Origin of the sequence: Paenibacillus sp. FSL R7-0312 (genome assembly GCF_038004445.1) — a bacterium.
Classification (GTDB): domain Bacteria; phylum Bacillota; class Bacilli; order Paenibacillales; family Paenibacillaceae; genus Paenibacillus_AQ.
In genome coordinates, this window is sequence record NZ_JBBORE010000001.1 from 5,420,561 (window position 1) to 5,441,384 (window position 20,824).

Annotated in this window: 15 protein-coding genes; 6 read left to right on the plus strand and 9 right to left on the minus strand. The window is 50.2% G+C overall.

Going from position 1 to position 20,824, the window contains the following annotated elements:
• Nucleotides 1–33 precede the first annotated feature (33 nt).
• Nucleotides 34–642, minus strand: coding sequence for a universal stress protein (locus MKX70_RS23680; protein WP_340840891.1), 609 nt, complete (start codon nt 640–642; stop codon nt 34–36).
• Nucleotides 643–1,118: 476 nt separating this feature from the next.
• Here MKX70_RS23680 and gdhA point away from each other — a divergent pair, with 476 nt between their 5' ends.
• Nucleotides 1,119–2,474, plus strand: a complete 1,356-nt coding sequence (gene gdhA, locus MKX70_RS23685; RefSeq protein WP_445323713.1) for an NADP-specific glutamate dehydrogenase — start codon at nt 1,119–1,121, stop codon at nt 2,472–2,474.
• Between the two features lie 545 nt (nt 2,475–3,019).
• On the opposite strand, the gene MKX70_RS23690 is transcribed toward gdhA, so the two are convergent.
• Nucleotides 3,020–4,003, minus strand: coding sequence for a diaminopimelate dehydrogenase (locus MKX70_RS23690; RefSeq protein ID WP_042236050.1), 984 nt, complete (start codon nt 4,001–4,003; stop codon nt 3,020–3,022).
• A 188-nt stretch (nt 4,004–4,191) separates the two neighbouring features.
• Between MKX70_RS23690 and MKX70_RS23695 the strand changes: the two genes are divergently transcribed.
• Entirely contained in the window at nt 4,192–4,806 is a 615-nt protein-coding gene (locus MKX70_RS23695) for an alpha/beta fold hydrolase (RefSeq protein ID WP_052416357.1), read from the plus strand.
• Between the two features lie 86 nt (nt 4,807–4,892).
• Here MKX70_RS23695 and MKX70_RS23700 read toward each other — a convergent pair whose 3' ends face one another.
• Complete coding sequence (locus MKX70_RS23700) at nt 4,893–7,286, minus strand: polyprenyl synthetase family protein (RefSeq protein ID WP_445323675.1); 2,394 nt, start codon at nt 7,284–7,286, stop codon at nt 4,893–4,895.
• A 214-nt stretch (nt 7,287–7,500) separates the two neighbouring features.
• On the opposite strand from MKX70_RS23700, the gene MKX70_RS23705 reads away from it, so the two are divergent.
• From MKX70_RS23705 to MKX70_RS23720, 4 genes are all read left to right on the plus strand, one after another.
• Nucleotides 7,501–8,472, plus strand: a complete 972-nt coding sequence (locus MKX70_RS23705; protein ID WP_340840896.1) for an iron-hydroxamate ABC transporter substrate-binding protein — start codon at nt 7,501–7,503, stop codon at nt 8,470–8,472.
• 93 nt (nt 8,473–8,565) lie between these two features.
• On the plus strand, nt 8,566–9,588 hold the full coding sequence (locus MKX70_RS23710; RefSeq protein ID WP_042236045.1) for a FecCD family ABC transporter permease: 1,023 nt from the start codon (nt 8,566–8,568) through the stop codon (nt 9,586–9,588).
• The gene (locus tag MKX70_RS23715) at nt 9,585–10,598 is read left to right on the plus strand and encodes a FecCD family ABC transporter permease (protein WP_340840897.1); all 1,014 of its coding nucleotides are present in this window, start codon (nt 9,585–9,587) and stop codon (nt 10,596–10,598) included. Before MKX70_RS23710 ends, MKX70_RS23715 begins: the two co-directional genes overlap by 4 nt.
• A 115-nt stretch (nt 10,599–10,713) precedes the next feature.
• The gene (locus tag MKX70_RS23720) at nt 10,714–12,063 is read left to right on the plus strand and encodes an FAD-binding oxidoreductase (RefSeq protein ID WP_042236041.1); all 1,350 of its coding nucleotides are present in this window, start codon (nt 10,714–10,716) and stop codon (nt 12,061–12,063) included.
• Nucleotides 12,064–12,131: 68 nt separating this feature from the next.
• Here MKX70_RS23720 and MKX70_RS23725 read toward each other — a convergent pair whose 3' ends face one another.
• The 6 genes from MKX70_RS23725 to licT all read right to left on the minus strand — a co-directional run bounded on the left by MKX70_RS23725 (nt 12,132) and on the right by licT (nt 20,507).
• Nucleotides 12,132–13,721, minus strand: a complete 1,590-nt coding sequence (locus MKX70_RS23725) for an ABC transporter substrate-binding protein (protein ID WP_340840898.1) — start codon at nt 13,719–13,721, stop codon at nt 12,132–12,134.
• 256 nt (nt 13,722–13,977) lie between these two features.
• Nucleotides 13,978–14,277: a heme biosynthesis protein HemY gene (locus tag MKX70_RS23730; protein ID WP_042136836.1), complete on the minus strand. Its 300-nt coding sequence runs from the start codon at nt 14,275–14,277 to the stop codon at nt 13,978–13,980.
• Nucleotides 14,278–14,510: 233 nt separating this feature from the next.
• Nucleotides 14,511–15,881 carry a DHA2 family efflux MFS transporter permease subunit gene (locus MKX70_RS23735; protein WP_340840900.1) on the minus strand — a complete coding sequence of 457 codons (1,371 nt, stop codon included), beginning with the start codon at nt 15,879–15,881 and terminating at the stop codon, nt 14,511–14,513.
• A 294-nt stretch (nt 15,882–16,175) separates the two neighbouring features.
• Complete coding sequence (locus tag MKX70_RS23740; RefSeq protein ID WP_445323714.1) at nt 16,176–17,624, minus strand: 6-phospho-beta-glucosidase; 1,449 nt, start codon at nt 17,622–17,624, stop codon at nt 16,176–16,178.
• 45 nt (nt 17,625–17,669) lie between these two features.
• Nucleotides 17,670–19,568 (minus strand): beta-glucoside-specific PTS transporter subunit IIABC, encoded by a 1,899-nt coding sequence (locus tag MKX70_RS23745; RefSeq protein ID WP_340840905.1) that lies wholly within the window; start codon nt 19,566–19,568, stop codon nt 17,670–17,672.
• Between the two features lie 102 nt (nt 19,569–19,670).
• Nucleotides 19,671–20,507 (minus strand): BglG family transcription antiterminator LicT, encoded by an 837-nt coding sequence (gene licT / locus MKX70_RS23750; protein ID WP_042236034.1) that lies wholly within the window; start codon nt 20,505–20,507, stop codon nt 19,671–19,673.
• Between the last annotated feature and the right edge of the window lie 317 nt (nt 20,508–20,824).

Genomic DNA, 20,824 nt, shown 5'->3' on the forward strand with positions numbered 1-20,824 from the left:
ACACTGGTACTTACTTCTGGAAGGAAACCATGTTTATACGGGATCGGTTAATGTCCCTTCACAGATATGCAAATATCTCGCTTTACCATCTTGCTCAATTCTGAACAAGCCATTCTCAAATTCCGTGTGCAATTCGTGAAAAAACTTCCCTTTGATGTAATCCTGTCCTTTCGGCTCATCACTGAGCTGGTAAACGCCCTCATTCTTTACCAGATAGGAGATCACGCCTTCTTCATGCGTCTCTTCGAGACCGGCGCGCATCCGCTGCACAGCCACAACATGCAGATCCATCATCTTCATTTTGCTGATCAGCTCATTGACAAAGTTGCGCTTGGTCAGCTCCTGCCACAGCGTCTGGGCCGATTGCCCGATAATGATCTGCGTAACATCCTTCTCTTCTGCCGCTTCAACGATAACATCCGTTGTCTTGCGCCCCCGGCGTTTGCGGACCATAAACTCTGCTCCGGCTTCCTCGGCCAGACGCTTCCAGACCGCCATGAACATTTCTTTGCTCTGATTGTATTCATCACTGTCTGAACTCTCCACATTGAGCACATAGAGCGGTGCCCCAAGCATCTCAGATAGCTCGACTCCCCGCCGGATTAACCGCTCCCCGTGCGGACCATAATGAACGCATACCATAATTTTTTCCTTGTGAATGACTTTCGCCCTCCTGTAACATGGGCAAGAAATACAAAAGGAGCCTACTGGCGTTAGGCCCCTTTCTGTTGTTTCAAACCCTAAAAATTATACTTAAATTATATCTATTCCGATACTGTTTGTAAAGTTTACGGACAAGGAAATGACAACATTGAAACATTATTACCATTATATAGAATGCTTAATTTCAGCCGGAAGTATGCTTATCAGTCATAATTAACAACGCACTTAATGGATGAAATAACGGATTCCTTTATAGCTTAGACCGGATATATCTAGCACAACATGTAAGGTTCATAGAATTTCTTAATGACCACACCAAAAATAATTGATTGGTAAATTGATGTAAGGTTTTATAGAATTCTTTTAAATTAAAAATAAATCCGGGGCTGCCCGAATCCACTATCAGACAGGGAGTGCTAGCTAAAGTGTCCACCGTTCATTCCGTTTCTTCAGAAATTACTAATCAGGCTGTACAATATGTTCATCAGATATACGCGGAGGTCCAGCAGCGCGACCCGCAAGAGGCCGAGTTTCATCAGGCGGTCAAGGAGTTCCTGGATTGTCTCGTGCCTGTCCTGGCCCGTCATCCGCAATATATGAAGCATGGTATTCTCGAACGGCTGGTTGAACCCGAGCGCAGCATATCCTTCCGCGTGCCCTGGGTCGATGATGCCGGCAAGGTCCGGGTCAACCGCGGTTTCCGCGTTCAATACAGTAGCGCCATCGGCCCTTACAAAGGCGGACTCCGCTTCCACCCTTCCGTTTATCTTGGCATCATCAAGTTCCTGGGCTTCGAGCAGATTTTCAAAAATGCGCTGACCGGACTGCCCATGGGCGGCGGCAAAGGCGGCAGTGATTTCGATCCCAAGGATAAGTCGGATCAGGAAGTTATGCGCTTTACCCAGAGCTTCATGACGGAATTGTACCGCCATATCGGCCAGGATACGGATGTTCCCGCAGGGGATATCGGTGTGGGCGCACGCGAGATCGGCTATATGTTCGGACAATATAAACGGATTCACGGAGGACATGCGGCCGGGGTTCTCACCGGAAAAGGGCTGCTGTACGGCGGAAGTCTGGCGCGTAAGGAGGCTACCGGCTACGGCTGTGTATACTTCGTGCAGGAAATGCTGTCATCGACACGGGGAACCAGCTTCGAGGGCAGCCGGGTAGTCATCTCGGGATCAGGGAACGTCTCCATTTATGCCATTGAGAAGGCCCAGCAGCTGGGAGCTCTTGTTATCGCGTGCAGTGATTCCAACGGATACATTCATGATCCGCAAGGCATCAACCTCGCTACTGTCAAAAGACTGAAGGAAACCGAACGCCTGCGCATCAGCGAATACGTGAAGGAGCATCCGCATGCCCAGTACATTGATGGCTGCAGCGGAATCTGGAGTCTGCCTTGCGATATCGCCCTGCCTTGCGCCACCCAGAATGAGCTTGATCTGGCATCCGCCCGGACGCTGATTCTGAACGGGGTTCAGGCCATCGGCGAAGGGGCTAATATGCCGACGACGATTGAAGCGGTTGAATTGTTCCTTGAGAATGATGTGTTGTTCGCTCCGGCCAAGGCTGCTAATGCAGGAGGAGTAGCGGTCTCGGGACTTGAAATGAGCCAGAACAGCATGCGGCTGGCCTGGAGCTTCGAAGAGGTCGATGCCAGGCTGCAGGAGATTATGAAGAGTATCTACCGCAGAACCGTACAGGCGGCAGAGGAATATGGGGTTGCCGGTAACCTGGTGGCCGGAGCCAACATCGCCGGCTTCCTGAAGGTCGCCGATACCATGCTGGCGCAGGGGATTGTGTAACTAAATAAGCAGCAGATTAATGGCGGGCGGAACAAGCTTTGGTTATTACAGCGAGTTGTATGGACTACCCGCAATCGATCTGTTGCTATATGTGTAAAGCTACCTGCGCTTGATTACGTGGAAAATGCTGCTTTTTATACAACAATTCTTGATTAGACCCGATATTCTGAAGGAAATGTTGTATTTCGTGCAGGATTTCAGTATGACTATTTCGTCCAGCTTATTTAGTAACCGTGTTTGTCCGGTTCCTTCCACTCCCTATGGATCAGAGGTACTTCTACCTCTGATTTTTTTTTGATTCCAGCAGAACCTGCAGAAGGGGTGTCTCAAAGGCCATGAAATGGCTGCTTGAGACACCCCTAGTTTTTTGAGTATAAGATACACATAAACTCGTGGTGAGAACGCTCCGCGAACGGACCGTTGTTCCAACTGCTGTGCTTTTTAAGCAGGATCAGGGTCTCCCCCGGGCGAGCCCCGGCCAGATCATCGTCATCACAGCAGCCGGCTGCTCCCACCAGCATGCCCGTTGCTCACTCTTCGCCAGCCTACAGCAGCTCGCGCCGCAGCGTCTCTGCCGATTTTGGGGACAGATGGCCAAGCGGAATATCGAATACCGTCTTGGCACCCTTATGGCCTTCATGCTTCAGGCGGACAGCTGCGCGGGCGTAGGCTGCCAGCACGCTGGCCGTAAATTCCGGATTACTGTCCAGCTTCAACCCGAATTCGACAATCTGCTTGCTTCCGCCGCCGGTTATACCGCTACGGATAACGAAGCCGCCATGCGGCATGCCGGAATGCTTCGCAGCAAGCTCATCCTCCGAAATGAAGTTCACCGTTGTATCATAATCGGCGAAATAATTCGGCATCTCCACAATGCTCCGGGTGATTGCCTCACGGTCCGCCCCATCTTCCGCCACTACGAAACATTCGCGGCGGTGCTTCTCGCGGGTAGTCAGCTGCGGGGTCTCACCACCGCGGATATTGTCAATGACCTCCTGGACAGGAACGGTATATTGCACGCCTGCCTTCACACCGGGAACGCGGCGGATCGCATCCGAATGCCCTTGGCTGACCCCGGTGCCCCAGAAGGTATACTCCTCACCTTCCGGCAGGATGGACTGCATCAGCAGACGGTTCATGGAGAACATTCCCGGGTCCCAGCCCGTTGAGATCACACTAACTGTCCCGCCGCCTTGGGCTGCCTTATCCACGGCAGTGAAGAAGTCAGGAATTTTGGCATGGGTGTCAAAGCTGTCCACTGTATTAAACAGCCGGGCCAGCTGTGGGGTCTGCTCCGGCAGATCTGTTGCTGATCCGCCGCACAGAATCATTACGTCGATTTTGCCTATGTATTGCTCGGCTGCGGATATATGCTCTGTAACTGTTCCTGTGATCTCCGCCAGCTGCTGCGGGTCTCTGCGGGTAAATATAGCTGCAAGCTCCATATCCGGATTTTGTTCAATCGCCTGCTGCACCCCCTTGCCCAAATTCCCGTAACCGACAATCCCAACTCTGATGTTTGAAGTCATGTTTAATATAGTCCTCCCTTGCCGGTTAACCCGGAGATATGAATCCTTTAAATTATAAGTATATATACATTACACGAAATGTAAACAATTAAGCGTATATAAATTGAATTTTCCCGGACTTGTCCTTTCCCCGTTCTTCACTTACAATGAGTCCAATTGATAATCATTCTTAATGGATGGGGTGGAAAATGAAGCTGCCAGCTGCGATATCTCATACGTATGGAAACAGCCACTACATAAAAATACTGGACGGGCTTCAGCTCCATTACATGGAGAACGGATCCGGTCCGGTAACTGTCGTATTCGAATCGGGCATGGGGATGTCCCGCTCTGCCTGGGGGCTGGTGCAGCCGGTAGTCGCCAGGTACGCGCGGGCCGTCGTCTACGACCGGGCGGGCAGCGGAAAGAGTGACGTGGACCACGCCCCAAGGACCCTGAGCAGAATGGCTGATGATCTCATGTGCCTATTGAACCGCTTAGGAGCAGGCCCCTTCATTCTCGTCGGACACAGCTGGGGCGGGCCTGTCGTCCGCACTGTAGCTGCACGGAACCCCGCCATCATCCGCGGAATTGTTCTGGTCGATCCGACAGACGAGCATTGCAGGCTGTATTTCGAGGAAGCCTCCGTGAAGCATTTCGCCAAGATGAACACCCTCCTTCCGCTGCTTGCCGGAACCGGCTTATACAAGCTGATGGGAAGCAAGCCGGGCAAGGTTCTGCCAGCGGATGTCTACAAGGAACAGCGGCAGGAGGATTTCACTATGCGGGCAGCTCATACCATGGTTGCTGAGGGAGCAACCTGAATCCCGGCAATCCGGTCATATGATCATGTACAGCGAGCCCGGGCTGGTCGCAGATGAGGTCAGACGGATGATCGATTAGTCCGGGCTTACCGCTCCCTGTTCACCACATAATTCATTAAATGCTTCAGGAAGGTAATATTACGCGGGATCCCGCGCAGTGCCTCATTGGCCTTGCAATAGTGATCCCACATCTCTTTACTGGCCCCTTCTTGACCAAGAATCGAGACAAAATTCGTATTATTGTTAACAACATCGTTGCCGACAGGCTTACCAAGTACATGCGTATCCCCTTCCACATCAAGCAAATCATCCTTAATCTGAAAAGCAATTCCCATATGGTAAGCGATTTTTTGGAGTGCAGCGATCTCTGCTTCACCAACCTCTGCCAGCATAGCCGGCATAACCAGACACGCCTCAAAGGCCACTCCTGTTTTGTAAAAGCACACATTATTCAGCTGCTCCAGCGTCAATGTTTTGCCTTTTGCATCCAAATCCATCGCCTGACCCATACACATCTCCTCTGCCTTCCGGGCTGAATAACGGATCAGAGCAAGCACAGTCTCCGCCTTAAAGCGGTCAAGCGAGGCCTGCTCCCCAATAGCCTTCTGGATCAGATACAGACCGGTTAACTCCGCAACTGCACTGCTGTGAATCTCATGCAGGGTCGTGCGCCCTCTGCGGGTAGCGGCATTATCCTGGGAAGGCAGATCATCGAAGATCAGGGAGGCGGTATGCATATATTCAAGCGAGCGGAGAAGCGGAACTATGGCTGCTGGCTCCAAGCCGTATTCCTTCACACCCATCACCCAGGTTAGAATCGGACGCACCCGCTTGCCGTCACCCTCCAGACTGTAATTGGCCGCATCGATCAGCCGCTCCTTCATGGCCGGAAGTTCCTGTGGCTTGGTAAAGAGCAGTTCGTCATTGATCAGACTGCGGACACTTTTAAACGTATCGGCAAACTCCTTCTGCTCCCTGGCATCCTTCTTCAAGTGCTCAATCATCCGGTCCCGCAGCAGCTTATCAAAAAAGTCCACTTCATCCGCTTTGTCTACCATGATCTGAATGAGCCTGTTAAACTCTGTATTTCCTGGTGCAAAAATCCTCATCGTCTCATTATACTTATCTGATCCCACACGTTCTTTGTATCGTTTGAGCCCGTTAATCGCCCGATCCAGTATTACCTCACGGGCTTTGGCATCGGAGTGGTATACACTGTGGATCAGATTGGAGATCACCGCCCAGTATAATTCAAAAGGATTCATCAGATCCGGCCTTTGCTCATGATATTTCATATAATAAGTGTAAGGCGTTACGGCTCCATCACTCATATCCTCGGTCATATCCGCGAAATCATCGGCAAGCTGATTGTATAGGCCAAAAAAGAAGGTCCGCTCTTCAAATCCCTCATCCTCAGGCGCACTAATCACCGAACGCGCAATGAGCCGGGACGACGATGACTTCAAGATAACGGGGATGTACAGCTCTTCGTTAGTGTAATCCCTCTTGGTGAGCACTTTGACACGGTCCCTATCCTGAGCCTGAAAAAAAACATAGGACTGGCCGAAAAAGATATGCTGTGTCTCCGGCCGCTGCTGCTGCTTAATATACTCGAATGCCTCTGAAAGCTCCGAATGAATGTATCCGATCAGCTTCATATTCTCGCCGGTCCAGCCGCCCAGCCCAGGGACAACCCCGGTAAGCAGTGCCTCACGGATCAGCTCGGAGTACTGTTCTTTCTCACGAGCCGTCAGTATCTGTGAATCCAGCAGATCGTCAACGAAAGGATACGTCAGTCCATAGGAATAGCCAAGCCTGATCGCTTCATCCAATCTCCGGGAGCGTTCCACAGGCGCAGTATCATCGTCCATCTCTTCGATAACATGCAGAATAACGCCAACGATAATCTTGATTAGCTTGCGCTGGGCATGCTCCGCGTTCATTCCCTCCGGGATATGGGCAGCTACAGATCTTAATTTGGCAAACACCCAGATCACTGCAGCTTCTATCCCTTCCTTCTGGGCCCAGCGGTATACCCCGTCCAGATTCATGAAATCCGGCACTTCTCCACTGCCTGAGCGGGCAGACTTCAGCAGATGCTGGTTCAGATCAGCGATGGTTCTCCTGATCCGTTTCTGTGTATCTGGAGAATCCGGTGCCTTACCCAGATCCCTCATATAAATGTACGAGACGCTCCGGTCCAGATAATCATCCAGCTTCCCTGTGTAATTCAGCCATTGGATGTAGCGGTAATAATTTTGGGTATCCGGCTTTTTCTTTCCGGGTGACCACAAGGACAACACGGAGAAGCGCCGGATATGCTTTTTTTTCCATTCATGGATATCCGCCGTCAACGCCGTCACATAAGATTGGCTCTTCATCTGATCATGGAGTGAGCTTAAGTAGCGGGCGGCCTTCTGCTCAGCCAATGGATAACCTGTATGGGGATGATCTCTGACAATTTCATTCATAGGATGCACAACCTTAGCTTCATATTGGTTTATTTTGCTGTATTTCGGCCTTTGAACAAATGGGGATCCTGCTTTTTATCCTAATACGAACAACTGGCACCATGGTTACGAAATCAAGTTAAGGATTGACAAACGGCCTATAAACATTTAAAGTTTTAACAGTCATATCATTGATAATGATTATCAATTTCATAAAACATCACGGAAAGGGAGATTACCAGTAATGAAGAAATTGTTGTTACCCTTACTCATCCTTACCCTCCTGCTTCTAAGTGCCTGCGGCAATAATGCAAGCAACAGTGCAAGCAGCAATACAACTGCTGCCACAACTACACCGGCACCCGAAGCCAGCGCAACTGCAAGTGCTGACAACAGCAGCGCGGATACCATTACTTATGAGTCCGAAACCGGACCTGTCGAAGTTCCCGCTAATCCCCAGCGTGTTGTAGTTCTTGCCGGATACGCAGGCAACCTGCTCGCTCTGGATGTCCCCCTCGCCGGAGTGGATTCCTACATCAAAGCAAATCCGAATTTCCAGGACCAGTTGAAGGATGTCGCCGAAGTCTCCGAGGAGAATGTGGAGAGTATTCTGAATCTCAAGCCAGACTTAATCATTGCTTCGTCAGACACCAAAAACCTGGACAAGATGAAACAAATTGCACCAGTAGTTACCTATACATATAACAAAGTGGATTATCTGACGCAGATCCTGGAGATCGGCAAAGCGGTTAACCAGGAGCAGAAAGCCGCTGACTGGATTGCTGATTTCAAGGCACGTGCCCAGGCAGCCGGAGAAGAAATCAAAGCCAAAATCGGTGCTGATAGCACGATTTCGGTTATTGAAGGAGATTCCAAAAATCTGTACACCTTCGGCAGCGCCTGGGGAGGCGGTACAGAAATCATCTATCAGGCCATGGGGCTGAAGATGCCGGATAAAGTGAAGGAAATGACAGCCAAAGACGGATATTTCAATTTGTCACTGGAAATCCTGCCGGATTATATGGGAGATTACGTGATCTACAGCAAAGACCCTACCGGTGATGCTTCCTTCCAGGAGACTTCCACTTACAAGGATATCCCGGCCGTCAAAAATAACCATGTCTACGAAATAGATGCTACATCTTTCTATTTCAACGATGCACTGTCACTCGACTATCAGCTTGATTTTATTTCCAAGTCATTGCTGGGAAATTAAATAATCTTTAATAATCCAGCCACGTGAAACCGAAAAAAGGAGCGCAAATCGCGTTCTTTTTTTTCGCAAACTGATAAGGAACGGATGGTTGAAATGGGAAAACAGTCTCCGCAAAAGCCGATAAACTCTACTTTTATGCTTAAGCTGCTCGTCAGCATGATTTTATTTGTGGCCGTATTTGCCCTGGCGGTCAGGCTTGGTGCCAAAAATGTTTCACTGGCGGATATTTGGAGCGCCATCAGCAACCCGAAGGCTACGGGTGGTGATATCTCTATCATCCGTGAACTGCGGCTGCCCCGTGAAGTCGGCGGCATACTGGTAGGCGCTGCCCTTGCTGTTGCCGGGGCAATCATGCAGGGACTAACCCGAAATCCGCTTGCCGATCCGGGACTCCTTGGTTTGACCGCAGGTGCCAATGCTGCACTGGCGGTATCCTTTGCCTTCATCCCCTCCATCGGATACTACGGAATCATGATCGCCTGTTTCATCGGCGCAGCCTGTGGCGTGATGCTGGTGTTCGGGATCGCTGCACTCCGGAGGCAGAATATGTCGCCTCTGCGGATGGTGCTGGCCGGTTCTGCCGTATCCGCTCTGCTGACCGCTGTAGCCGAAGGAATCAGCCTTCAATTTAAGATCTCTAAAAATGTATCGATGTGGACATCCGGCGGGCTGATCGGCACCACCTGGGGTCAGATTACAGCAATAGCTCCTGTAATTATCATTTGCCTCATCGTTTCCATTCTGTTGTCCCGTCAGCTGACAATCCTTAGTCTGAACGAAGGAACGGCTGTGAGTCTTGGGCTCAAGACGACTCAGGTTAAAATTGCACTGTACATATTGATCACGCTGCTCGCAGGCGCTGCTGTTGCGCTTGTCGGCAACATCGCTTTCGTCGGCCTAATGATCCCCCATCTCGTGCGGGTGTTTGCCGGGACAGATTACCGCGCCATTCTGCCGCTGTCCGCCATTGCCGGCGCCACCTTTATGGTGTTCGCCGACACACTCGGCCGGATGATTGACGTCCCGTTCGAAACGCCTGTCGCCGCGATCGTGGCTGTGCTGGGCCTGCCGTTCTTCCTGTTCATTGTCCGTAAAGGAGTGCGATCCTTCTCATGAAACCAGCCCGGCTGTATCGTAATCAACCGCTTGTCGTATTGTTGCTCATGCTTCTTATCCTGGCTACCATCGTTATCGGAATAGGGATCGGATCTTCCCCGGTGTCATACGGGAGACTGATTCCGACAATCCTCGGGCACGGTTCTTTCGAGGATAATTTTGTACTGTTCTCCATCCGCCTCCCCCGGATACTGATTACGCTGCTCGCAGGTATGGCGCTTGCTTTATCCGGTGCTATTCTGCAGGGCATTACCCGCAATGAGCTGGCTGATCCGGGAATTATAGGCATTAATGCCGGGGCCGGGGTCGGGGTTACCGTCTTTTTCATCTTTGCATCCATTGACGCCGGGTCCTTCATATACATGATTCCACTTGCGGCATTCGCCGGAGCCCTGGTAACCGCTGTACTCATCTATGCGTTTTCCTACACCCGCACCGATGGCGTTCAGCCGATCAGGCTGGTCATCACCGGAGTCGGGTTCTCCATGGCGCTCTCCGGCGTGATGATCGTACTCATCTCTTCCGTGGACAGGACCAAGGTGGACTTCATCTCCAAATGGCTGGCCGGCAATGTGTGGGGTACAGACTGGCCTTTCGTTCTGGCCCTGCTGCCCTGGCTGATCCTTCTGGTTCCTTATGTGCTGTACAAATCCAGAACACTGAATTTGCTTGCTTTGAATGAGCCTACTTCTATCGGTGCAGGCGTGGCGGTCTCCAGAGACCGGGTCCTCCTTATGCTGGCGGCGGTTGCGCTGGCGGCGTCGGCTGTTTCGATGACCGGCGGCATCGCCTTTGTCGGCCTGATGGCTCCGCATATTGCCAGAGCCCTGGTAGGAGCGAGGCACCAGCAATTCGTGCCGGTATCCATATTAATCGGCGGCTGGCTGCTGCTGCTGGCAGATACGATTGGCCGTAACCTGACCCAGCCAGACGGTATCGCCGCCGGAATCATGGTTGCATTTATCGGCGCTCCTTATTTCCTGTATCTTCTATTGAAGAAAGAAGGATAGTACTGACGCAAACTCTCCGCATAAGCCCACTCCATAGACTAACGCCCTACATACTATATCGGGACCTAACTGCATACATGCAGTTAAATTGTTAGCTCAAAAGGAGCTGGAATCATTGAAATCAGGAACGAGACTTACCGGGCGGGTTATCTATAAAGGTGATCCGGGCTATGAAACGGCACGCAAAAATTGGGATCCGCATACGGACAGATTCCCGAAGGTATTTGTCTTTGCACAGCAAACGCAGGATGTAGCCAACGCCATCCGCTGGGCCAACGAGAATAACATCCCTATCCGGCCAAGAAGCGGCAGACATTCGCTGGAGGTCAATCTGTCCCAGGTCAACGGAGGCATTGTCATCGATGTAAGTGAACTGAGGAGCATCAAGCTCAATAAAAAATCGGGAACTGCAGTTGTGGGGACCGGAAATACGGTGGGAAGAATCGCCCATACGCTTGCACGGCAGGGATACATGGCCCCTTTTGGGGATAGCCCTACTGTCGGAATCGGGGGCATTACACTAGGCGGGGGAATTGGGCCGCTTCAGCGGACCGTAGGCCTTGTCAGCGATAATCTGATTGAGCTCGAAATGGTGGATGCCAAAGGCAGAATAATTGTCGCCAATAAGAACAGCAACGCCGATCTCCTCTGGGCTTCGCGCGGGGGTGGCGGAGGTAATTTCGGAGTCTGCACCCGTTATAAGTTCAAAGTGCGTCCCGCGCCGGCCACGGCGACCGTATTCCGCATCACCTGGCCCTGGAATCAGTTCGAGAAGGTACTCAAAGCCTGGCAGCGCTGGGCTCCTTCCGTTAACACCAGACTGGGCAGCGAGCTATCCATTGGTCCCAAAAAGGGCGGTAATGTCAGCATGCTGGGCCTGTTCCTCGGATCAAAAGCGGAGGCGGTCCGCCTCTTAAAGCCCATTACGGACGTAGGGACGCCCACGAATCAATTGATCCGCTCTTTACCTTATCCCAAAGTAGTGAGTTTCCTGCTGGCTCCCGATCCGGTGCAGACCCAAAGATTCAGCAACCAGTTCTCCAGCGGTTTCGGAAGAAAACCATTCCCGGATAAAGCGTTTAAGTCTATGCGTGAGTTCCTTGAGAACGTGGAGGGCGAGTTCGCAGGATTCTATTTCCTCAACTGGGGCGGGGCTGTAAGCCGTAAATCACCCAGATCTACCGCCTTCTACTGGCGTAAAGCGAAATTCTATGTAGAGTGGAACAGTTCATGGGTCAAGAAATCGGATGCTGCCAAAAATATTGCCATAGTGCGGAATACACGCCGGAAGCTGCAGCCGTTCATCGTCGGAAGCTATATTAATGTTCCGGACCAGGGGATCAAACATTCCGGCCCGGTCTATTATGGAGCGAACTATCCCCGGTTACGGAGAGTCAAAGCCAAATATGACCCCGGAAATGTATTTAACAATCCGCAGAGCATTCCCCCGGCCCGTAAAGTATAATAATAAGATTAAACTTATAAAGAGGCCCGCATATATCCTGCGGGCCTCCTTCTTATGGTTCCAGCCTTTTACTGCCCGGAATTAGCCAGGAATTCATCAATTTGCCGCTGAACCTCTGCGATGATGGTATCAATTCCTGCTTCCTTCACTTGTGCCTGAAGCTTGGCCAGTCCGCCGTCCACATCCTTCACTGAACCGTATTCCAGCGGAATGCCATATTGCAGCATCACATTACCGACATTAGCTACCTCCGTCTTCACTTTACTGTTGTCGAAGACAAAGGTCTCCAGCGGATAGTGGTAAACCTCACCTTCCCATTTGTCAGTCAGTGCATTGCCTTCGTCAGGGAAGGAGGCGTTGTCCCGGTTCAATGGGGAGTTAAAGCCCCAGTTGGAGAATCCGGTATAGTTAGCATTTTTCTCAGCATTCGTATATTTATCGTCGCCAACCGGATTATAATGCACAGCCGTTATGCCGTTCATCATCAGATCATGCAGTTCCTTGTCATTCTGCAGCAGATCAATCACCATCAGTGAACGTTCCGGGTTCTTGGTCGTAGCGTGAATGGAGACCCCGTTCTGGGTGGAGACAGCAACAGACTTCTTCTTGTCCGGTGTAATATCAGCCAGAGCCAGCTCATACGGTGAATTTTTCTCGCGCATATCCGTCATTAAAGCGCCTAGTGTGCCAAGATTGTGTGTGATCGATGCGGTCTTGCCTGCACGGAACTCCTGCTGGTGATCCAGCTTGCTGTTGAGTGCGCTCTTCGACCAGGCATTGTGATCCGCAAGATCTTTATAATAGTAGACAAGCTCTTTGAATTCCGGAGTTTCGTATACATTGAATACCTTACCGGCCGGATCTGTCAGCTTGAAGCCAATCGGCAAATCAAAGTCGAACATGTTCCATTCATTCTGCTGCTTCAGCAGGACCCGGTCCAGATTGTGCAGCTTCCAGTCCCCTGTCTCCGGTACGAACGGAGTGACACCCTGCTCCTTCTCGGAGACCGTCTTGAGATAACTAGCATACGCCTCCGGACTGTTGATCTCCGGCAGATTATATTTCTTGCGCAGGTCCTCCCGGTACAGGATCAGCTTCTCAATCGTTTCCCCGCGGTTCTGAGGCACCATATAGAGCTTGCCGTTCACCTTCGCCTGACCCCAGCCCACCTCCGGCATCGCCTCCCAGGTCATCGGCGCGTACTTCTGCAGCAATTCATCAGTCAGCTCAAGAAACCCGCCTTTGAGGGCCTGATCATTATAGCCTGCCCAGTTGGCAGAGTAAATGAGGTCAAAATTCTCATTCGCCGCCAGTTTAAGCGGATATTTCTGCGCCCAATCCGACCAGTCCAGGAACTCGGCTTCCAGCGTAGCGTTAACTTTTTCCTTCAGCTTCTTGTTAATCTCTCCAAATACCAGGTCATAGTCGACCGGCTTAGGTCCTACAAAAATCATCTTTAGTGTTACGGGCTGGGACGTATCCACTGTGCCGGAATCTCCGGCTGGGCTGGCATTCGTCCCTGCAGCTTCTGTCGCGGTTGCCGAAGCCTGCGGCTCCGCCATGCTTCCTCCGGCATTACCGTTGTTATTGCCGCATGCTGCAAGCAGAGAGATCATCAGTATACCGGACAGCAGTGTTAATCTTTTTTTCTTATTCAATTGAATTTCCCCCCAGCGTATGTGTAATCGCTTACAATTACAGTATAATAAAAAATCCAAGCCGGTCTAATGTAGGCAGTCAACGATTATACATACTTTTGCAACGACTTTTTGGGCGGAAGTACAATAAATGATGAATTTTGCCGTTCTGTTTATTTTAACAGCCCAAAGAGACGGCATTAGCTTTAGCAGCCCTTATAAGGCTGTTAAGACAATGCCGTCTCAAACCATATGGTGCTATATCAGATTCAGCTGCTTATTTCTCAAGAAATCCTGTGGAGGGATTCGTAATGAAGAAGCCTTCTTGGGGAACATAGAAATACTGAATCCAGACACCGTCGAGCAGCGGTTGACGTGTATCCAGCACAATCTCGATACCTTTATCCGTGGCAACCACTTCATCATGCTCCGTCGGTGTATCAAGAGCAACATCATAGTGGCCGTGATTGCCGTGATCCTGAGTAATAATGACGCGGATCTTCTTGCCTTCCGCTTCAGGAGTGTTCAGCATATCCTTCAGAACCTTCGCAGCATTGCGGTTAACTTTAACTTTCATCCTCTAGCGACCTCTATTCTTTGTAATTTACAATAAGAAATCCATTATAACATAATATAAGGTGCTATATATAATTCACCAATAAATTGCGCCAGCTCTTAGTGCAGCAAAAAGAGAGCCGGGCTTGGCTCTCTCCTGTTTTCTTCCATTTCCCTTTGTGCTGCTGAGGATAATATCCGGTTTGAGCTTCAGGATCGCTTCCAGATCAGGTTCTGCCTTTTCCCCGATCGCTGTTACAACCCCTTCAGATTAAACGATAAACCTAATCCGGCTATGGCCACTACGGTCAAACTCCAAAAAGCGGCATGGAATCCCTGCATCATATTCACCGGGAATGCGAAAGAACTGTAATTCATCGTAATCGTCATTATGGCTATCAGCAGAACCCCTCCCATAGAGCTGGCTATCGAGCGGATCGAAATCGTCATTGGAGAGGCATGTGCAATCATCTTGGGAGATACGCTTGCCATCGCATAGGCGGTAACAGGTGTCATAATAAAACCGATTCCAACCATTAGAAATACATATAGCACTGCGAGTATAAGTATGGATGAATCCTGGGATAACATAAGCGAGATTAGCAAAGATACCCCGGCAATGAGGGTAAACCCGCCGCGAAGCACCAGCCTCACTCCATAGCGGTCATATATTTTCCCGGAGATTACACTGGTACACCCCAGCAGCAGCGCACCCGGCAGCAGCATTAGACCTGACTCCCTTGGCGTCAGCCCCCGGACATTCTGCACATATAACGGAATCAGCAGCTCAGCCCCCACCATTACGATGAACAACAGCACCCCAATGATTGAGGCGAGGCTAAAGCTTCTGTTCTTGAACAGCTTGAAATCAAGTAATGGAGCGGTAAGCTTCAGCTGACGCCTGATAAATAGAACTATGAACAATATCCCGCTTAGGATAGCGGCTCCTGCCCATATCCGCGAAGCACGTTGATCCCCTGCCAGATTAACTCCATATAGCAGACCGGCAAATCCGGTTGTTGAGAATAAAATAGATATGTAGTCCAGCTTCTCCCGGTGTCTCTCCCCCACATTCTTCAGACTGAACGCAGCGAGCAGCAGATTGGCTATCACCACAGGCAGCAATGCATAGAACAGAATCCGCCAGGAGTGATCCTGAACGACTAATCCTGACAGGGTCGGACCCAGCGCCGGAGCCAGGCCCATTACCAGTCCGATTAATCCCATAGCCGAGCCTATCTTCCCCTTCGGGAACACCCTAAGAATCGTTGTCTGGAACAGAGGCATCAGCAGGCCTGCACCCAGGCCCTGAATAATACGCCCGCACAGAATCAAGATAAAGTCCGGGGATATTCCCGCGATCAGTGTACCTGCTGCAAAGGCACTTGCCGAAGTAAAGAATAAACCTCTTGTCGTGAATCTTCCGATTAAAAACCCGGCAACAGGCACCGTTATGCCTGCAGTCAGATAATATACAGTAATCAGCCATTGGGCCCTGCCCTCATCAATCCCCAAATCCAGCATCATTCTGGGCAATGCCGTATTCAGCATCGTCTGCATCAGCTGCCCGAGGAAATTCGCGATGACCAGCGAAGATACGATTAATCCGGGTCTGTTTTTTTCCATTCTCTCTCCACCTGTCTCGCTTTATTGGATATATTGAAGATATATTAAGTCCTTAATAAAAACGAAATACGCTCACCGCTTAACTTCTGACAATATTCCCGGTTAATTAGACAGGCCGTAAACCGCTCTATCAAAGACTTAATGTATCTACAATATATTCAAAAGTACAGATTGTCAATCTGTACTTACAGGAGTCAGCATCCTAGCATTCTCGTTACACAATAAAATAGCAGCCGAGCAGTGCAGAAACACTGTTTGGCTGCTATTCTTATGAAGTCATTGCTGATAGCCTGATTAATCCAGCTGTGTTCCGCTGCTGGCGATTACATTTTTGTACCAGTAAAAGCTGTCTTTGCGGGATCTGGCCAGTGTGCCCTTCCCTTCATTGTCCTTGTCGACATAGATGAATCCGTAGCGCTTCTTCATTTCGCCTGTTCCTGCGCTGACCAGATCAATGCAGCCCCAAGGAGTATAGCCGATCAATTCTACCCCGTCCTCCAGCGCTTCTCCCATTGTCTTGACATGTTCCCGCAAATATTCGATCCGGTAGATGTCTTTGATCGAACCGTCCGCTTCAACGGTATCTACAGCTCCAAGTCCATTCTCCACTACCATCATAGGAATGCCATATCGGTTGTAAATATGGTTCAGGGACCATCTGAGCCCTTGCGGGTCTATCTGCCATTCCCATGCGCTTGCCTGCAAATATGGATTCTTCAGCCCCATCGACAGGTTGCCTCCGATTGCCTCCTGATCCGGTGCTGCGCTTACACAGGTGGATGAATAGTAGCTGAAGGTGTAGAAATCTACACAGCCTTCCCGCAGCGTCTGCCCATCCTCCCCCTCCACCTGGAGCTTAATATTCTTCTCCTTGAAGTATCTTGTAGCGAAGCCCGGATATGCGCCTCTGACCTGTACATCCGAGCAGAGGAAATTGCTCAGATTATCCTTTTGCTGCGCCAGCAGAACGTCTTCCGGATTACAGGTCAACGGGTAAGAACACATGTAGGCAATCATGCAGCCGATCTGGAACTTCTCATTGATCTCATGCCCCAGCTTCACGGCTTTGGCACTTGCTAGGAACTGGTGATGCAGCGCCTGATAACGCATTTGCTCATTGTCGCCGATTGCGGAAGTACCGAGTTCTGCATTGCCCTGTGGCATGATCGCTCCCGCCATGAATGTTCCGAACGGCATCGTCAGAATATTAATCTCATTGAAGGTCAGCCAGTATTTCACACTGTCCTTGTACCTATTGAAGATCACTTCACAGAAACGGATATAGAAGTCAATCGTCCTGCGGTCGGTCCACCCGTTATAGGCTTCAGCCAGATGAAACGGGGTTTCATAGTGGGAGATCGTCACCAGCGGTTCGATCTGATGCTTTTTGAGTTCGGCAAAGACCTGATCGTAGAATTGAAGGCCCTCCTCGTTCGGCTGCGCATCATCCCCATTCGGGAAAATCCGTGACCAGGCGATGGACAAGCGGAATACTTTGAAGCCCATTTCGGCAAACAAAGCGATATCCTCCTTGTAGCGGTGATAGAAATCCACTGCCTCATGGCTAGGATAGTTAGAACCGGCTTCAAGAACAGGTGTGATTCTTCTGGATAACGTATGCGTTCCGGCAGTAATCACATCGGCAGTGCTTAGTCCCTTGCCTCCAGCATCGAATCCGCCCTCCAGCTGATTGGCAGCGGTTGCACCGCCCCACAGGAAATCCTCCGGAAAACTTTTGTACATTATGCTCATTCTAGTTCCTCCTCGTTTGGGGTTTCATTGAACAGATCAGATCATGACCGTCAGCAGATTCTCCCTGTAATCAATGCTCTTCAGGTCCGTCTCAATCACATCGAGATACTCTGCGGAATTCGAAATAATGACCGGTGTGGTCAGGGTATAGCCAGCCTCTCTGATCGCCGCTACATCAAACTCCATCAGCAGCTGTCCTTTTTTGACCAGATCACCTTGCTTGGCCTTAGGAGTGAAGTATTTGCCCTTTAATTTGACGGTATCCTTGCCCACATGAATCAGGATATCGACCCCGTTATCACTGGTGATCCCTATGGCATGCCCGGATGCGAACAATGTGGTCAGTACCCCGTCTACCGGTGAGTATACCTTGCCTTCCAGCGGCTCAATCGCGATGCCCTTGCCCATGGCTCCTGTAGAGAAGGCTTCGTCAGTCAGCTCGGACAGCGCTCTGATCTGGCCCTTCAGCGGACTTCCCACAGTCTCCTGCTTCACAAGCGTATTGCGCGGGGTGCCTGTGCTCTTGCTCTCAGCAGCCTCTTCATCCTTAAAACCGGAGAAGAATACAAGAATGAAGCCTAGAATGAAGCTGATTATAATCGCCGCAATTGCACCGTAGAAGCCTTTATCCATACCGTCCGGACTGATATAACTTGGAATCCCGAAGACGCCCAGCCCCCCGAGAATGTAGCCCTTGGTCCCCATCAGACCGATGATCCCGCCTCCTACTGCCGCAGCGATACAGCTTAAGACAAACGGCTTCTTGCGCGGCAGCGTAATCCCGTAAATAGCGGGTTCGGTAACACCGAAGACCCCTGAAATGATTGCCGGAATAGACAATGACTTAAGCTTGACGTTCTTCGTCCGCATCAGAATAGCCAGCACCGCACCGGTCTGAGCAAAGGAAGCACCGAAGGAAGCCGCAAGAATCGGATCATATTTCAGCACAGCCATATTATTAAGCGCGATCGGCACCAGCCCCCAATGCAAACCGAAGATGACAAATACCTGCCAGAATGCGCCAACCAGCAAGCCTTCAATAACCGGACTGAGATTGTAGAGGAACAAGGTTCCCTCTCCCAGCAGTTGTCCTGCCCAGGTGGAGATTGGACCAATCGCAATCAGTGCCAGCGGAACGATGATCAGCAGAGTGAAGAACGGAACCAGGAAGGTGCGCACCACACTCGGAATCACTTTCTTGAAGAAGCCTTCCAGCTTGGAGCCTACAAAGGTTGAGAGGATGATCGGAATAACACTGGAGGTATACGACATCAGGATGACCGGGATACCCAGGAACGTAATGTACACCGGTGATTCAAACACCGTTCCGCTAAAAAGGGTATACAGCGGCTCGCCGGCAGCTGTTATATTGCCGAAGGCCGGATACACCAGCGTTGCGCCAATCGCCATTCCGATAAAGATATTGGCGCCAAACTTCTTCGCCGACGTATACCCGAGGAAAATCGGGAAGAAATAGAACAGGCAATCCCCGAGCGCATTAAGAATCTGGTAGGTACCTGAAGTATTCGTAATTAGTCCCAGCGTCACAAACAGTGCAGTGAACCCCTTAATCATTCCTGTTGCGCACAGCACACCAAGCGTCGGAGAGAATACCCCGGAGATCATATCGATAAACCTGTTGAACAGGCTTGTTTTACCGGCAGCGGCTGCCTCTGATCGGTCTTCCTGAAATCCGCCAGCAGCCATAACCTGGGCATAGACCTCAGATACATGATTGCCGATGACAACCTGATACTGGCCGCCGCTCTGAATGACCGTAACAACTCCATCCATATTTTTCAGCACATCTGTGTTCGCCAGTGTTTCGTTCTTAAGTTTGAAGCGCAGACGGGTTATACAATGGGTTAATCCGTTAACATTTTCTTTGCCGCCGACGTTCCTGATAATTTCATTAGCGAGTGCATCATATTTCATCCTAAACCCTCCCATTCCCAATTAAAATACAAAAAACGAAACCACCCGGCAATGTTCTGCCGATTTGGTTTCGCCTGCATGACCAGTAACAATCCAAAGGTTTTATTCAGTTTGTCTTTGTGTTACCCGCTGAATGTGAATCGTCAAGTACAGCCTTTCCTCATCCAGAAGCCGGGTGTCCAGATATTGCTCAATTTTGAGTACACAGCTATGCGCCTTTTTGTATTTGGTCCGTACCTGCTTGAGCAGAAAATCATCAACCGACTCCACCGATTCCTTCTTACGTGACCGCTGGAAAAAATACCGCAGATGGGTAATGAACCGTTCATAGCTGACCGAACTCTCATCAATCTCGTTGTTATATGAATACTTAACAATATTGAGAATGTCATCGATCTGTTGCGTCTGTCTGGTGACATCAGCAATTCTATGACCGGAGCTGTTCATTTGCGCATTGATCAGATGCAGGGCAATATTGCCGGCTTCATCCTCCGGCAGGCGGATGCGGGTATAACTCTGAATGATCTGCAAGGCATGAATTGCGATACCATATTCCTTGGGATAACAGCGCTGTATCTCCCAGATGAGCGGATTGGTATTGCGGATCCCCTGGTCCCAGAGCCTTAGTGCATGGGTCAAATGATCCGTTAATGTAACATAGATATAATCGCTTAGGCGCACCTTCAGGGATTGCTTGGCATATTCGATAATATCGTGGCTTAAGGCTACATATTCGGCGGGCGCATCTGCCATTAATGCTTTGAATTTCTCCGAAGCATCATTCTGTTTCAGCACAAACGTCTTCTCAATCAGAGATACATCCACCGGATCGCCGGCGTTCTTCTTGAATCCGATGCCGCGTCCCATGACCACCAATTCATCTTTGCCTGAATCCTTGGCAATAATGGCATTGTTATTGAAAATTTTTTCGATAATCAACCCTCTGCCCTCCTTTATCCCGAATTTCATTCATCAATACAGGATGTAGACGGATTAATCAAGGATTCCCACGGCGTCCCGCAGGCCTTAACATAAAGAAAGGCAAAACCCAAAACACGTGACCATGTTTTGGGTTTTGCCTTTTCAGTAACAATCCCAAATTCAGAATAGCACTCTATTTCACTTTTGGCAACAATAATGTTTGCGCTTTCAATGAACGTTATTCCGTCCGGATGACCGGAACATTCTGCGTAGGCAGGTAATCTCCGCGAAGTCATTTCCCCCCAACCTTGACTTATTGTTGTAAAATGAGCTCA